Below are 14,114 nucleotides of genomic sequence, written 5' to 3'. Positions count from 1 at the left end.
TGGTGAGATGGGGGCATGCCTGAGTACGTCCTGCAGCGGCCGAGCGCCGCGTCGAGCACCCCGCCGGTGCTCGACGAGAGCCAGCAGGCCGTGCTCGACCACTTCTCCTCCGGCGGCGGCCCGCTGCAGGTCCTGGCCGGGCCGGGTGCGGGCAAGACCACGGCGCTCGTCGAGCTGGTCGTCGACCGGGTCGAGAACGGCGGTCTGAGCCCCGACCAGATCCTGGTCCTCACGTTCAGCCGCAAGGCCGCACAGGAGATCCGGTCGCGGATCGCACGGCGCCTCGCCCGCACCACCAGCACGACGCCGGCGATGACCTTCCACGCGTTCTGCTACGCCCTCCTGCGGGCCGAGCAGTCGCCGACCGACTTCGCCAACCCGATCCGCCTGCTCAGTGCGCCTGAGAACGACGCCATGATCTCCGAGGTCCTGGCAGGCGTCGACGCCGAGCAGTGGCCCGCCGTCCTGCGGCCGGCGCTGCGCACCCGGGGGCTGGCCTCCGAGCTGCGTTCGCTCATCGCCTCGGCCCGCGCGCTGGGCATGGACGATGCCGACCTGGCCCAGGTGGCCAACCGCACCGATCGCGACGACTGGAAGTCGGCCGCCCGGTTCTTCGACGAGGTCACCGCCGTGGCGGCGCTGGCCAACACGATCGACCACACCGACCTGATCTTCGCGGTGGTCAACGCCCTCAAGGATCCCGAGGTACGCGACCGGTGGCGGGCCAAGCTCGCCCTGGTCGTGGTCGACGAATATCAAGACACCGACCCGCTCCAGGTCGAGCTCCTGCAGGCGCTGGCTGGCGACGGTCGTGACCTCGTGGTCGTGGGCGACCCCTACCAGTCGATCTACGGCTTCCGCGGTGCCGACGTGCGCGGCATCGTCGAGTTCCCTGACGCGTTCGCCACTGCCGCCGGCCCGGCGCCACGGCTGACCCTCGCCTACACCAATCGCTACGGCGACAACATCGCCGCGGCCGTGAGGTCGATCGTCGACAACAAGGGCGCCCTCGGCGCTGTCGACGGATCGGCCTACGCCGCCCTGCGCAACCCCACCAGCAAGGTCGACGACCCGGGCATCGTCGACGTGCGGACGTTCTCCACGCCGACGGCGGAGGCTGAGCACATCGCGCTGATGCTCCGCGAGGCCCACCTGCACGACCACGTCCCGTGGCGTGACATGGCGGTCCTCGTCCGGTCCGGTGCCCATCTGACCCGGATGCAGCGCGCGATGGTCGCCTCCAGCGTGCCGGTCGAGGTGGCCGGCGACGAGCTCCCGCTGGCGGTCGAGCCGGCCGTACGCACGCTGCTGTCCGCTCTGCACGCCGCCGACTCGTTGAGCCGCGGCGAGACGCTCACCCCCGATGTGGCCCACGCGCTGCTGACCGGCCCGCTGGGGCACCTCGACGCAGCCGGCGTCCGGCGCCTCGGTCGTACGCTCCGCAAGGCCGATGCCGCCGACGGCCAGACGCCCAGGGCGTCCCGGATCCTCATCGCCGAGGCGCTGGGCGACCCGACGCATCTGGCCACGTTGGAGGTGCAGGGGCCGCCGGCCCGTGCCGTCGAGGCCGCGACCAGGCTCAGCGAGCTGCTCCTCAAGGCGGCTGAGCAGATCAAGGACGGCGACCCGGCCGAGCAGGTGCTGTGGACGGTGTGGGACGGCACGAGGTGGCCCGCACGGTTGCAGACAGAGGCCGAGGGCGACGGCGACGGCAGTGCCCGGGCCAATCACGACCTCGACGCGGTGTGCGCGCTGTTCGCCGAGGCGGCCCGCGCCGAGGAGCGCGAGGCGCACCGCTCCGTGGCCGAGGTGGCCCGTGCCCTCGAGGCCCAGCAGATCCCCGCGAGCTCGATCGCCCAGAGCGGCGACTCGGGCGATGCGGTGCAGCTCATGACCGCGCACCGGTCCAAGGGACTCGAGTGGCCGCTGGTGGTGGTGGCGGGCGTGCAGGACGGCGAGTGGCCGGACCTGCGGGCACGCGGCAGCCTGCTGCAGGGCGACCGGCTCTCACCCGATGGCGTCCTGCCTCCGCCGTCGCCCTGGACCGCGGCGGCGGAGGAGCGGCGCCTGTTCTACGTGGCGTGCAGCCGGGCCCGGTCCCGGCTCGTCGTCACGGCGGTCGCCAGCGGATCCGACGAGGGAGACCAGCCCTCGCGGTTCGTCGGCGAGCTGCACGCGCACCTCCTCGGCGCGGCCGTCCGTACGCTCCCGGAGGCGGAGCCGCGCCCCCGCCGCTCCCTGTCGCTGCGTGGTGCGATCGCCGAGCTGCGCCGCATCGGCGAGTCCACCGATGACGAGGCCGTCCGCGCCCGGGTCGCCGCCCAGCTGGCCCGGCTCGCCGAGCACCCCTCCGGTCGCTCCGCGCACCCCGACCGCTGGTGGGGCCTGGCCGAGCGCACCACCAACGACGAACCGGTGCGTGACCCGGCCGAGGCGTTGCGGCTGTCCGGCAGCCAGATGAACACGCTCACCAAGTGCGCCCTGCAGTGGTTCGCCGGGCACGAGGCCAAGGGCGACCGGGGCACCTCGGCAGCGCAGGGATTCGGGTCCATCGTCCACGCCCTGGCGGCCGAAGCGGTTCGCAGCGGCGTCGAGCCCGATGTGGCCGAGCTGTCGGCACACCTCGATGCGGTGTGGGACGCGCTGGGTCTCGCGCCGTGGATCAGCGTCCGGGAGCGGCGCGAGGCGGTCGAGGCGCTCGAGAAGTTCGCCCAGTGGCACCGGGCCAACCCGCGCGAGGTGCTCGCCGTCGAGCACCCCTTCGACGTCACGATCGACATCGACGGCCGCGGGGCCAGGTTCATCGGTTCGATGGACCGCGTCGAGCGCGACGACGACGGCATCCACGTCGTGGACTTCAAGACCTCCAAGACCCCCATGACCGCCAAGGACGCGGCCGTCAACGCTCAGCTGGGTGTCTATCAGCTGGCCGTCGATGCCGGCGCCCTCGACGAGCTCGCTCCGGGTGACGGTCCGGCCGGCGCCGAGCTCGTCTACCTGCGCACCAGCACCAAGTCAGCCGCGACTCGCACCCAGCCCGGCGCCCCTGAGGGCACGACGACTGCCCGCGAGCAGGTCACCGAGGCGGTCCGCCTGATCGATGCCGAGGAGTTCGCCGCGACGGTCGGTGGGGCATGCGGCTACTGCGCGTTCAAGCGCATCTGCCCGGCACACGACGAAGGCGCGTCGATCCTCATCGAGGAGAAGCCATGACTGCGGCCCTGGTGCGCGACGAGCAGCACCTCAGCGAGATCCTCGACCGCCAGTTCTCGCGCGCCCAGCTCGACGCGATCACGCTCGGGCTGGACGCGCCGAGCTCGATCATCGCCGGCGCCGGCTCCGGCAAGACCACGGTGATGGCGGCCCGGGTGGTCTGGCTCGTCGGGCACCTCGGCATACCGCCAGAGCGCATCCTCGGCCTGACGTTCACCAACAAGGCGGCCGCCGAGCTGGGCCAGCGCATCCGGGCCAGCCTCGAGCTGTTGGGCGTCGACCACGCCGAAGCAGGCTGGGGTGAGGTCACGGCGTCGACCTATCACGCCTTCGCGGGCACCCTCATCGCCGAGCACGGGCTGCGCCTGGGCGTCGAGCCCGACCTGCGCGTCGTCACCGACGCGTCCCGGTTCCAGCGCTTCGCCCGTGCGATCGAGTCCTACGAGGGATCGCTCGACCTCGTCACGACCTACATCCCGCGACTCGTGCCCGACGCGATGAAGCTCGACTCGGAGCTCTCCGAGCACCTCGTCACCCCGGCGGCTCTGAGGGCCTACGACGAGGCCGTGATGGCCTGCGACGACTGGGGCCAGTCGGGCCACAAGGTCGTCGCACTGGCCGCGGCCACCGCGCGCAAGCGGTCCGAGCTCAGCCGGCTCGTCGACGCCTACCGCGCGGCCAAGCTCGCCGACGGCGTCATGGACTTCTCCGACCAGATGGCCTGGGGCGCCGAGCTCGCCAGGCTGCAGGCCGTACGCGACTCCATGCTTGAGAAGTACGACGTCGTCCTGCTCGACGAGTACCAGGACACGTCCGTCGCCCAGCGTGACCTGCTGGTGGGGCTGTTCGCCGGACTCCCGGTGACTGCGGTCGGCGATCCCGCTCAAGGCATCTACGGGTGGCGAGGGGCGGCAACCGGCAACCTCGAGGACTTCCTCGACGACTTCGCGATCGAGGGCGTGCCGGGCCGGCGCTTGACGTTGCGGCAGACCTATCGGTGCCGGCCCGAGATCATCGGTGCCGCCAACCACATCATCTCGGCGTTCTACGAGGACGCCAGGATCACCAAGAGCGTCGAGCCGCTGGTCTCCGGCAAGGAGCCGGGTGGCCGCGTCGAGGTCGCACTGCACTCGACGGTGTCCCAGGAGATCAGCGCCATGGTGCGCCAGATCGAGCAGATCCGCGACGAGGGCGTCGTCCCGTTGCGCAGCGTGGCGATCCTGGTGCGCGTCGCGGCCGAGAACGGCGAGATCGTCAAGGCGTTGCGCGACTCACACATCCCGTTCGAGATCGTCGGCCTGCAGGGTCTGCTCGCGCAGCCCGAGGTGCGGGACGTGGTGTCGCTGCTCGAGGTCGTCGACGACGTGACCGCCAACCCGGCGACCCTGCGGCTCCTCACTGGACCGCGCTGGAACATCGGCCCGCGCGACCTCGCACTGCTGGGCCGGCGCGCCTCGCAGCTGAGCCGGTCGGTCAGCCGCGACGACGAGTCCGAGCCCTCCTTGGCGGCCGACCTGGCGCACGCGGTCGAAGGCACGGACCCGACCGAGATCGTCGCTCTGGCCGATGCCCTGGAGGACCTCGGCGACCTGCCCTACTCCGACGCCGCCCGAGCTCGGTTCGCCGAGCTGTCCGGCATCATCACCTCGGTGCGCCGGCACAGTAGTGAGCCGCTGATCGACCTGGCGCGACGTGCCGTCCGGATGCTCGACCTCGACATCGAGCTCGAGGCCGGCGACGTCGAGGGTGCCGGCGACAACCTCGCCCTGTTCCTCGACGCGGTGGCGACCTATTCCGAGAGCGATCGCTACGCCTCGCTCGCGGGCCTGCTGTCCTACTTCAACGCCGAGGAGGTCTACAACCAGGGCATGGAGGTGTTCACCCCGTCCGAGGCCGAATCCGTCAAGCTCCTGACGATCCACCGGGCCAAGGGGCTGGAGTGGAACACCGTCTTCGTCCCGTTCATGTCCGCGACCGTGTTCCCCACGGGACAGGGCCGCGCCAACTGGATCACGACCGCGTCGGCCGTGCCGACCGCCTTGCGTGGGGACCGGTCGAGCCTGCCTCAGCTGGCCGATCGTCCGGAGGACTGGACCGACGACTCCCGCAACGTCCACGACGCTCGCAACAAGGAGCTGGGACACATGGAGGAGCGGCGCCTGGCCTACGTCGCCTACACCCGCGCCGAGGAACGTCTGGTGCTGTCGGGACACTGGTGGGGTCGCACCCAGATCAAGCCGCGCGGCCCGTCGGAGTTCCTGATCGCGACCCGTCAGTGGCTGATCGACAACGGTGCGGACGCGACGGTCTGGGCGCCCCAACCCGCTCCCGGCGCCACCAATCCGCACCTCGACACCGTGCAGCGCTCCGACTGGCCGACGGCTCCGCCGGTCCTGGCGCGCCGTCAGGCGCTGGCCTCGGCCGTCCGCGACACGCTCGAGCGCCCCGATCGGCCCGCGTACGACGTGGCCCTGTTGCCCGTCGACCGCCTCGACGAGCTGTGCGCCGACGTCGACCTGCTGCTCGCCGAGGCCGATGCCATGGCTGCGCAGCAACGTGTCGTGACCTTGCCCGGCTCGGTCTCGACCACCTCGATGCTCGGCCTGGCCGACGACGAGGCATCGTTCGCGCGTGAGCTGGCCCGCCCCATGCCGCGCCGCCCGTCACCTGCTGCGCGGTTCGGCACCCGCTTCCATGCGTGGGTCGAGGCGCACTACGGCCAGCAGGTGCTGCTCGACCCCGCGGAGCTGCCGGGACAGGGCGACGTGGACCTCAACTCCGACGCGGAGCTCGACGAGGTCATCAAGCTGTTCAGCGAGGGCGAGTACGGACAACGCGATCCCTTCGCCATCGAGGCGCCGTTCTCGATCGTCCTGGCAGGTCAGCAGGTCATCGGGCGCATCGACGCGGTGTTCGCCACCACGGCCGAGGACGGCCGCACCCGCTTCGAGGTGGTCGACTGGAAGACCAACAAGAAGCCGACGGCCGACCCGTTGCAGCTGTCGATCTACCGGCTGGCGTGGGCCGAGCTCAACGGCGTCGCGCCCGAGGACGTCACCGGGGCCTTCTACTACGTACGTCTGGGCAGGACGGTGCGCTACGAGGCCGACCAGCTGCTCGACAGGGCCGCTCTCGAGGCCCTGCTCCGTGGCAGCGACCCCGCCTAGCCGTTGACCGGAGTCAGGTCGGCGCCGCCGGGTTGCCACCGGCGGGCGAGCGCGGACACGGGGATCAGGAGGAGCCAGCTGTACATCGCCGCTTCGGGCCAGCCCAGCAGCGCGATGCCGATCGAGAGGGCGAACACGGCGGGGTCGACGGCGATCGTCAGCACACCGAACCGATAGGCCCCGCGGTCGACCGTGACGTTGAGCCGGCCCCTCCGGCACACGTACATCCAGGTCGCCAGCTGCACGAGGCCCATCGCGGTCACCGTCGAGGCGTACAGCACGACCGCCGGCACCGTGGAGCCGTACTCGCTGAGCACCGACGTCGGGAACGGCAGGAACGCGATGACGAACAGCAGGGCGAGGTTGAGCCGGATCAGCCCACTGTCCACGCCGTCGATGATCTCGAAACGGCGATGGTGCCCGATCCAGGCGGCGGCGATCACGATGAAGCTCAAGGCGTACGCGAAGAGCTCCGGCGTGAGGTCGCGCAGCGCCGCCCCGACCTCGGAGGGCTCGACGTCGGGCAGCCTGATGTTGAGCACCAGGAGGGTCATGGCGATCGCGAACACCGCGTCGCTGAAGAACTCGACCCGTTCACTCGGCCGCGCGGCGCTGAACAGCCGGGCGTAGCGGGTGCGGGCGTTGGCGGGTGCGTCGCTCATTCGGCCGAGCCTAGCGACGCCGCGACGAGCTCGAGCGGAGGCTCGGACTAGCGTAGAGGCGTGGACTTTGCCTTCGACCGTACCCAGCACGACCGCGCGGGTCATCTGCGCAAGGACGACGCGTGGCGCACCCCGGACGTACGCGTCATGGTGATCGGCGGTGAGCACGTCGCGACCGCCGGCACCGGCATCCGGTGGCTCAGCCTTGACGAGGCACCCGACGGCGAGTGGATCTTCCTCGGCATCAAGGACGGCGTCCGTTATGCGGCGGTCATGGTCGACCGGGTGCCCGACGCGCTGGCGCCGGTGAGCCTCCGCACGCTCGGCCCGACGATGGCGCCCGACGAGGCATCCCTCGGCGTCCATGCCGTCGGCATCGCGCGGTGGCACGAGTACCACCGGTTCTGCGCCAACTGTGGCCAGCCGACCAACCCGGCCGAGGCCGGACATGTGCGCATCTGCCCGGCGTGCGGCACGCACCACTTCCCGCGCACCGATCCCGCGGTCATCATGCTGATCACCGACGGCGACGACCGAGCGTTGCTGGGCCGCGGCCAGCAGTGGCCGGAGGGCCGGTTCTCGACCCTGGCCGGCTTCGTCGAGCCGGGGGAGTCGCTCGACGACGCCGTACGCCGTGAGGTGCTCGAGGAGGTCGGCATCCAGGTCGGCGAGGTCACCTATGCCGGCAGCCAGCCGTGGCCGTTCCCGTCAAGCCTGATGCTGGGGTTCTTCGGTCAGGCGCTGACGTCGGACATCACGATCGACGAGAACGAGATCGCCGAGGCGCGGTGGTTCACCCGTGACGACGTCACGCAGATGACGGCGGCCAGCGAGATGCTGCTGCCGCCCAACGTGTCGATCTCGAGGTGGCTCCTCCAGAAGTGGCACGGAGGGACGATCAGCGGCCGTTGGTCCTAGCTTGCTGCGGCGAGCTGTGCCTTGACCTGGGCGACGGACGGGTTGGTCAGCGCCGTGCCGTCCGAGAAGACCAGCGTGGGGACGGTCTGGTTGCCGTTGTTGGCCTGCTCGACGATGAACGCGGCCTCGGGCACCTGCTCGATGTCGACCTCGTCGAAGGCGATGCCTTCGCGCTTGAGCTGGCCCTTGAGCCGGTGGCAGTACCCGCACCAGGGGGTGGAGTACATCGTGAACGTGCCCGACATGGAGTGTCTCCTTCGACGACTAGTCTTGATTGTCTCAACATCATTGCCACTTCAACCATTCCATGAGGAGCTTGCGTGCCCAGTGCCGACGACCTGTTGACGGGGCTCGATCCTGAGCAGCGTGAGGTCGCCCAGGCGCTGAGGGGGCCCGTCAGCGTGGTCGCGGGTGCCGGCACGGGCAAGACCCGGGCGATCACGCACCGCATGGCCTACGGCGTGGCGACGGGCGTCTACAAGCCCACCGAGGTGCTCGCGGTGACGTTCACGACCCGCGCCGCGGGCGAGATGCGCACCCGGCTGCGCCAGCTCGGCGCCGACGGCGTCCAGGCACGCACGTTCCACTCAGCCGCACTGCGGCAGGCCCGCTACTTCTGGCCCCAGGTCTACGGCGGCGAGTTCCCCGAGGTCACGGCCTCCAAGTTCGCGCTGGTCGCCGAGGCCGCGCGACGCCTCGGCATTCGCACCGACACCCCGTTGCTGCGCGACCTGTCGTCAGAGATCGAGTGGGCCAAGGTCTCCAACATCCGCCCCGCCGCCTATGCGGCAGCGGCAGGTCCCGCGCGCCGCGAGGTCGCCGACCTCGACCATCCCACGGTCGGCAACATCATGACGGCCTACGAGGACGTCAAGCGCGATCGCGGCCGCATCGACATGGAGGACATCCTCCTGATCACCGCGGCGATCCTCGCCGACGACGAGCGCATCGCGGCCCAGGTCCGCCAGCAATATCGCTGGTTCGTGGTCGACGAGTTCCAGGACGTCAACCCGCTCCAGTCGACGCTGCTCGAGCTGTGGCTCGGCGGCCGCAACGACATCTGCGTCGTCGGCGACCCGCGCCAGACGATCTACTCGTTCGCGGGCGCATCGCCGGAGATCCTCAGCTCGTTCGGCCGCCGCCACGAGGGTGCCCAGCGCATCGAGCTCGTCCGCAACTACCGGTCGACGCCCCAGATCGTCGCCGCGGCCAACGCGGTCTTCAGCCGCACCAACGGCACCGACGGCGTACGCCTGCAGTCCCAGCAGGAGCCGGGTGATCCGGTGACCTACATCGGCTTCCCCGACGAGCAGGCCGAGGCTGCCGCCGTCGCGAGTGAGATCGCCCTGCTCCACCGGCGAGGCGTCTCCTACAAGGAGATGGCGATCCTGTTCCGGATCAACGCCCAGTCCGAGGCGTTCGAGGAGGCGCTCGGCGAGCACGGCATCCCCTACGTCCTGCGCGGGGTCGAGGGATTCTTCCGCCGGGCTGAGGTACGCCAGGCCGTCACGCTGCTGCGCGGTGCCGCTCGCGGCGGTGAGGGCGGTGGCGAGCTGGTCCAGGAGGTGCGGGCGATCTTCGCCGCGATGGGCCACACCGACGAGCCGCCGACCGGAGCCGGCGCCGTACGCGATCGGTGGGAGTCGCTCCACGCGATCGTGTCGATGGCCGCAGAGCTCGTCGAGTCCGACCCCGCAGCCGACCTCACCGCGCTCGTCGCCGACCTCGATCGCCGCGCCGACCAGGCTCACGCCCCCGCGGCCGACGGCGTCACGCTGGCGACGTTGCACTCGGCCAAGGGCCTGGAGTGGGACGCCGTGTTCTGCGTCGGCATGCACGAGGGCATGATGCCCAGCGTCCACGCCGACACCCCTGCGGCCGTCGAGGAGGAGCGCCGGCTGTTCTACGTCGGCCTCACCCGCGCGCGGCACGACCTGATGATCTCCTGGGCGGTGACCCGCAACCGCGGTGGCCGCGGCAACCGCCGGCCCACTCGCTTCCTCGACCCGCTGCTGCCGGCCGACCACGAGGCCCGGCAGACCGCGCGCCAGCCGCGCGAGCGCAAGGTGGCCAAGTGCCGCGTGTGCAACACCGTCCTGGCGGTCGCCGACCGCAAGCGCGGGCGCTGCGAGGACTGCCCGGCGACCTACGACGAAGAGCTCTACGAGCAGCTCCGAGCGTGGCGCACCGAGCAGGCGACCGAGCAGGGCAAGCCGGCCTACGTGATCTTCACCGACGCGACCCTCCAGTCGATCGCCGAGGTCAAGCCCGCCGACCCCGACGCGCTCGCCAAGGTGCCCGGCATCGGCCCGGCCAAGCTCGAGAAGTACGCCGAGTCGGTGCTGGAGCTGATCCGGTCGCGCTAGGCGTCAGCAAACCCCGGGAGGGACTCCTCGAGGATGGCGCGGAACGGGGCAGTGGCGCCGAGCTGGCTGAGCACACCGATGCCACCGATCCACACGCGATGGATCAAGAGGTACTGCGGCGGCAGGTTGATCTTCATCGCCGTACCCATGCCCTCCGATGTCAGTGCGCTCACCCGCAAGGTCTGCGCCCGCATCCACTCGCGGCTGAACGTGAACCGCTCGACGCTGGCCGGCTCGACGAACGGGCCGATGTAGCGGGCGATCGTGTCGGCGTCGAGGTCGGTGGTGCGCTTGAGGAAGCCCTCGTCGCGCAGTCCCTCGAGGACCAGGTCGTAGTCGCCGGCGACCGCGTGGCGCAGCAGCCGGCCGACGGGCTCGGGCAGCCCGTCCGGGAGCCGAGCCACGGCGCCGTAGTCGACGACACCGAGCCGGCCGTCAGGCATGACGCGGAAGTTGCCGGGGTGCGGATCGGCGTGGAGCATGCCGGTGCGCATCGGCCCCGCGAACAGGAACCTGACGTACGCCTCGCCGTACCGGTCGCGCTCCTCCTGCGTGCCCTCCGTGATGACCTGCGCCAACGAGTGATCGCTCTCGAGCCAGGTCGAGACGAGGGCGCGCTCGGTGTAGGCCAGCACGTCCGGCACGACGATCTCGGGATCACCCGCGAACTCGGCAGCGAACATGCTCTGCGCGCCGGCCTCCAGGTTGTAGTCGAGCTCCTCGGCGACCCGGTCCTGGAGCTCCTGCACCAGCGGCTTGACGTCGAGCGCCGGTGCCAGGGTGCCGAAGAGCCGCGCGAGTCGGGCGATCTGCTTGAGGTCGGCGGTCAGCGCCTTGGCGGCTCCCGGATATTGCAGCTTGACCGCCACGTCCTGGCCGTCGGCCCACACCGCGCGGTGCACCTGGCCGATCGAGGCGGAGGCGGCCGGCTTGTCCTCGAACGAGGTGAACTGTTGCCGCCAGTCGGCGCCGAACTCCTCGGCCATCACGCGGTGCACCGTGTCGGGCGGCATGGGCGGTGCGGAGTCCTGCAGCTTGACGAGCGTCTCGCGGTAGGGCCCGATGAGCTCCTCGGGCAGCGCGGCCTCGAAGATGCTCATGGCCTGGCCGAACTTCATCGCGCCGCCCTTGAGCTGGCCGAGCACCGAGAAGATCTGGTCGGCCGTACGCCGCTGCACCTCGTTGAGCACGACGTTCGCCGGCGCGCCGACCATGCGCTTGCCGAGACCCAGCGTCGTACGCCCGGCGAAGCCGACGGGGAGCGAGGCGAGGCGAGCGGTGCGCATGAACGCACTACCGGTCAGCGGCCGGCCCTTCGGGTCATCAGCTGGCTTGTTCGGCACACCCCTAGGGTAGTCGGGCGGGCGCATTCAGTCGGCTGAACGGCCGCGCCACCATCGCCGGTGGGCGGCGAGACTCGGGAGGTCGCAGGGAATGGAATTCGTGGATCAGGTGGCGCTGGTCACCGGTGGCGGATCGGGAATCGGCCGGGCTGCGGCCGTGGCGCTCGCCGCCCAAGGAGCGACCGTCGTGGTCGCCGGCCGACGTGCCGCGTCGCTCGACGAGACCGTGGCGGCCGTCGAGGCGGCCGGCGGGACCGCCTATGCGCATCGTGCCGACGTGACGGTCGCGGACGAGGTGGCGGACCTGATCAGCGCGACCGTGACGCGGCACGGCCGTCTCGACATCGCGTTCAACAACGCCGGGATCCTGGCCGCCGCACCGTTGGCCGATCTCGACCCGGTCGACTGGGACCGGCTCGTCGCGGTCAACCTGACGGGCGTCTTCCTGGCGATGAAGCACGAGATCGCCCACATGCGCAGCGCCGGCGGCGGCGTCATCGTCAACACGGCGTCCAACATCGGCGCCCACCAGCGGCGCGCCGGCATGGCGGGCTACGTCGCCACGAAGGCAGCGGTCAGTGCGCTGACCCGTGGTGCGGCGCTCGACCACATCGGCGACGGCGTGCGGATCAACGCGATCAGCCCGGGACCGACCGAGACGACGATGTCGTTGCGGCCGGGGGAGTCCGAGGCCGACCGTGCGCGCCGCCTCGCCGAGGTCAACCCGTCCGGCCGCGCGGCCACCGTCGACGAGATCGTCGCGGCGGTGCTGTGGCTGTGCTCGCCGCGCTCGTCGTACGTCGTGGGGCACGACCTGGTGGTCGACGGCGGCGCCACGGCCTGAGCTCAGGCGGCCCTGAGCAGGTCGCACGTGCACGCGTGGTGGAACGCCAGCGGCCAGCTGTCGCGCTCGTCGTGGGCCGGTCCGACGACCAGGCACCGGCCGAACGTGCGGCTCGTGCGGCCGTCAGCATGGGCCAGCACCTCGACGGCGACCTCGAGGGCGGCGGCGTGGGTCGTCACCGCGTCGACGGCCGGCGGAGTCATGGTGGCGCTGTGCCGGCCGAGCTGGTGCACCAGAGCCGGCCAGGCGCGGTCCCAGTCGGCCCGGTGCAGGTCGTGGCACGAGACGCACGGCGTGCGCCCGGGACGTACGAGCGGACCGATCCGCACGCGGTCCTCGTCGATCACGACGGGCAGGTGGTCGATGCCGAGGCGTACGGGCTGCTCGAACACGGTGCGCGCCGGCTCGCCGCACGAGGCGATGACCAGCAGGTCGGGATCCTCAGGCGCGAACTGGCTGATCCCGGAGTCGACGAGGGCGGACTGGACGATCTCGGTCAGCCGCCGGCTCCCGGCATCAGCGTGGAGCGCGATCCCGTACGCCTGCCGGTGGCGCAACCGGGCCGGGTCGTCACCGCCGAAGTCGGCGTGCCGGGCCTCCGCGTCGAGGCCCCGGAGGTGGGCCGCGCTCCAGCGCGTGGCGTCGTACACGACGCCGGCGGATCGGAGCTCGGCGAGGATCTCGGGGACCGGCGCCGTGAGCTCGGGGATCATCGTGCCGGCGATCGCGGCCAGCCGGTCGACGTCACGGGCCCCGTCGAGGAGGCGCAGCAGCTCGAGGAGTCCCGGGCGGTCGGCGATCACGATGCCGGGGGAGGTGCCGACCTGCAGGTGCGTGGCGTCGCGGCGCAGGAGCGGTGCGCCGGGTCGAAGCGCAGGTCGGAAGGCCATGTCGTCAGGGTGACGCCTCGGCGTTCGCGTGACGAACGAGTCGTCCACAAGGTAGGCGATCGCTCAACCTGCCTGCACGCTCGCTCGCTCGCAGAGCTCGCTCGGTGCAGACAGAGGTGCGGAGGACCCGACGGTGTCGGATCCTCCGCAAAACTCGGGGAAGTGCGGGGCCCGGACCCCGCGGGTGGTTCAGGCCTTACCGAGGATCCGGTTCAGCTTGGTACCACAGACCGGGCAGACGCCCTTGGCCATACGAGTGCCCTTGTCACTGACGTGGACCTCTCCGGACGCCTCGCGCTTTTCCTTGCACTTGACGCAGTAGAACTCGCCACTCCATGTTTCCGACATTGCGGCCTCCTTGCCGATGTGGTGCTAGTCACGTTCAGCGTACGCGTGGGAGGGCCGTTTCACGCTCAGCTGAGCGTAAAGGCGTTCGGCGCGTCGGAATGCTGAAATCGCAGGTCCAACCCCGCGTGAATCAGCCGGGACGAAGAAGAGGCTCCCGACGGAGCTTGCCTTCCCCTTGCGAGCTCCGTCGGGAGCCTCGAATGCGGTTCACGCTAGGGCCGCGAGAGGCTCCCGGCAACCGGTTTCGCCCAACCGTTGTCCACGCCTGTGGATAACAGTGGGGACAAGTTGTGGGGAACGCCGAGGGGGCATGTGGACGGCGCGGTGTACAACCTGTGTGTCCACCGCCTCACAGTCGCGAAT

General features: G+C 70.9%; 10 protein-coding genes. 5 read left to right on the top strand and 5 right to left on the bottom strand.

All coding sequences use genetic code 11. The annotated features are described in order from the left end of the window. Positions 1 to 15: 15 nt before the first annotated feature. Both ASE12_RS06880 and ASE12_RS06875 read left to right on the top strand, forming a co-directional pair. Complete coding sequence (locus ASE12_RS06880; RefSeq protein WP_056398628.1) at positions 16 to 3,213, top strand: ATP-dependent DNA helicase; 3,198 nt, start codon at positions 16 to 18, stop codon at positions 3,211 to 3,213. Beyond that, positions 3,210 to 6,380, top strand: coding sequence for an ATP-dependent DNA helicase (locus tag ASE12_RS06875; protein WP_056398626.1), 3,171 nt, complete (start codon positions 3,210 to 3,212; stop codon positions 6,378 to 6,380). Before ASE12_RS06880 ends, ASE12_RS06875 begins: the two co-directional genes overlap by 4 nt. On the opposite strand, the gene ASE12_RS06870 is transcribed toward ASE12_RS06875, so the two are convergent. Then, on the bottom strand, positions 6,377 to 7,042 hold the full coding sequence (locus tag ASE12_RS06870) for a TMEM175 family protein (RefSeq protein ID WP_056398622.1): 666 nt from the start codon (positions 7,040 to 7,042) through the stop codon (positions 6,377 to 6,379). The genes ASE12_RS06875 and ASE12_RS06870 overlap by 4 nt on opposite strands. A 60-nt stretch (positions 7,043 to 7,102) precedes the next feature. On the opposite strand from ASE12_RS06870, the gene nudC reads away from it, so the two are divergent. Further along, a complete protein-coding gene (nudC, locus tag ASE12_RS06865) occupies positions 7,103 to 7,960 on the top strand; it encodes an NAD(+) diphosphatase (protein ID WP_056398619.1) in 858 nt (285 codons plus the stop codon). Here the strand turns inward: nudC and ASE12_RS06860 are convergent. After that, entirely contained in the window at positions 7,957 to 8,205 is a 249-nt protein-coding gene (locus tag ASE12_RS06860; protein ID WP_056398616.1) for a mycoredoxin, read from the bottom strand. The genes nudC and ASE12_RS06860 overlap by 4 nt on opposite strands. 75 nt (positions 8,206 to 8,280) lie before the next feature. On the opposite strand from ASE12_RS06860, the gene ASE12_RS06855 reads away from it, so the two are divergent. After that, positions 8,281 to 10,326, top strand: a complete 2,046-nt coding sequence (locus ASE12_RS06855) for an ATP-dependent DNA helicase UvrD2 (protein WP_056398613.1) — start codon at positions 8,281 to 8,283, stop codon at positions 10,324 to 10,326. On the opposite strand, the gene ASE12_RS06850 is transcribed toward ASE12_RS06855, so the two are convergent. Then, complete coding sequence (locus ASE12_RS06850) at positions 10,323 to 11,669, bottom strand: ABC1 kinase family protein (protein ID WP_369797171.1); 1,347 nt, start codon at positions 11,667 to 11,669, stop codon at positions 10,323 to 10,325. The two genes, ASE12_RS06855 and ASE12_RS06850, sit on opposite strands and share 4 nt — an antisense overlap. A 91-nt stretch (positions 11,670 to 11,760) precedes the next feature. On the opposite strand from ASE12_RS06850, the gene ASE12_RS06845 reads away from it, so the two are divergent. Then, entirely contained in the window at positions 11,761 to 12,513 is a 753-nt protein-coding gene (locus ASE12_RS06845; RefSeq protein ID WP_056398606.1) for an SDR family NAD(P)-dependent oxidoreductase, read from the top strand. Between the two features lie 2 nt (positions 12,514 to 12,515). On the opposite strand, the gene ASE12_RS06840 is transcribed toward ASE12_RS06845, so the two are convergent. Both ASE12_RS06840 and ASE12_RS20500 read right to left on the bottom strand, forming a co-directional pair. Then, positions 12,516 to 13,403 carry a hypothetical protein gene (locus tag ASE12_RS06840; RefSeq protein WP_157412838.1) on the bottom strand — a complete coding sequence of 296 codons (888 nt, stop codon included), beginning with the start codon at positions 13,401 to 13,403 and terminating at the stop codon, positions 12,516 to 12,518. Positions 13,404 to 13,592: 189 nt separating this feature from the next. Next, positions 13,593 to 13,751, bottom strand: coding sequence for a DUF5679 domain-containing protein (locus ASE12_RS20500; RefSeq protein WP_200935378.1), 159 nt, complete (start codon positions 13,749 to 13,751; stop codon positions 13,593 to 13,595). Between the last annotated feature and the right edge of the window lie 363 nt (positions 13,752 to 14,114).

Source organism: Aeromicrobium sp. Root236 (genome assembly GCF_001428805.1).
Lineage (GTDB): Bacteria > Actinomycetota > Actinomycetes > Propionibacteriales > Nocardioidaceae > Aeromicrobium.
Note: the sequence above shows the minus strand (reverse complement) of the source record. Positions and strands in the feature narration are given on the sequence as shown.

What these genes read in the sequence shown, in the direction of transcription:
- ASE12_RS06840 (WP_157412838.1), bottom strand. Translation starts at nt 13,403, where the DNA reads ATGGCCTTCCGACCTGCGCTTCGACCCGGCGCACCGCTCCTGCGCCGC.
- ASE12_RS06880 (WP_056398628.1), top strand. Translation starts at nt 16, where the DNA reads ATGCCTGAGTACGTCCTGCAGCGGCCGAGCGCCGCGTCGAGCACCCCG.
- ASE12_RS06845 (WP_056398606.1), top strand. Translation starts at nt 11,761, where the DNA reads ATGGAATTCGTGGATCAGGTGGCGCTGGTCACCGGTGGCGGATCGGGA.
- ASE12_RS20500 (WP_200935378.1), bottom strand. Translation starts at nt 13,751, where the DNA reads ATGTCGGAAACATGGAGTGGCGAGTTCTACTGCGTCAAGTGCAAGGAA.
- ASE12_RS06875 (WP_056398626.1), top strand. Translation starts at nt 3,210, where the DNA reads ATGACTGCGGCCCTGGTGCGCGACGAGCAGCACCTCAGCGAGATCCTC.
- ASE12_RS06870 (WP_056398622.1), bottom strand. Translation starts at nt 7,042, where the DNA reads ATGAGCGACGCACCCGCCAACGCCCGCACCCGCTACGCCCGGCTGTTC.
- ASE12_RS06860 (WP_056398616.1), bottom strand. Translation starts at nt 8,205, where the DNA reads ATGTCGGGCACGTTCACGATGTACTCCACCCCCTGGTGCGGGTACTGC.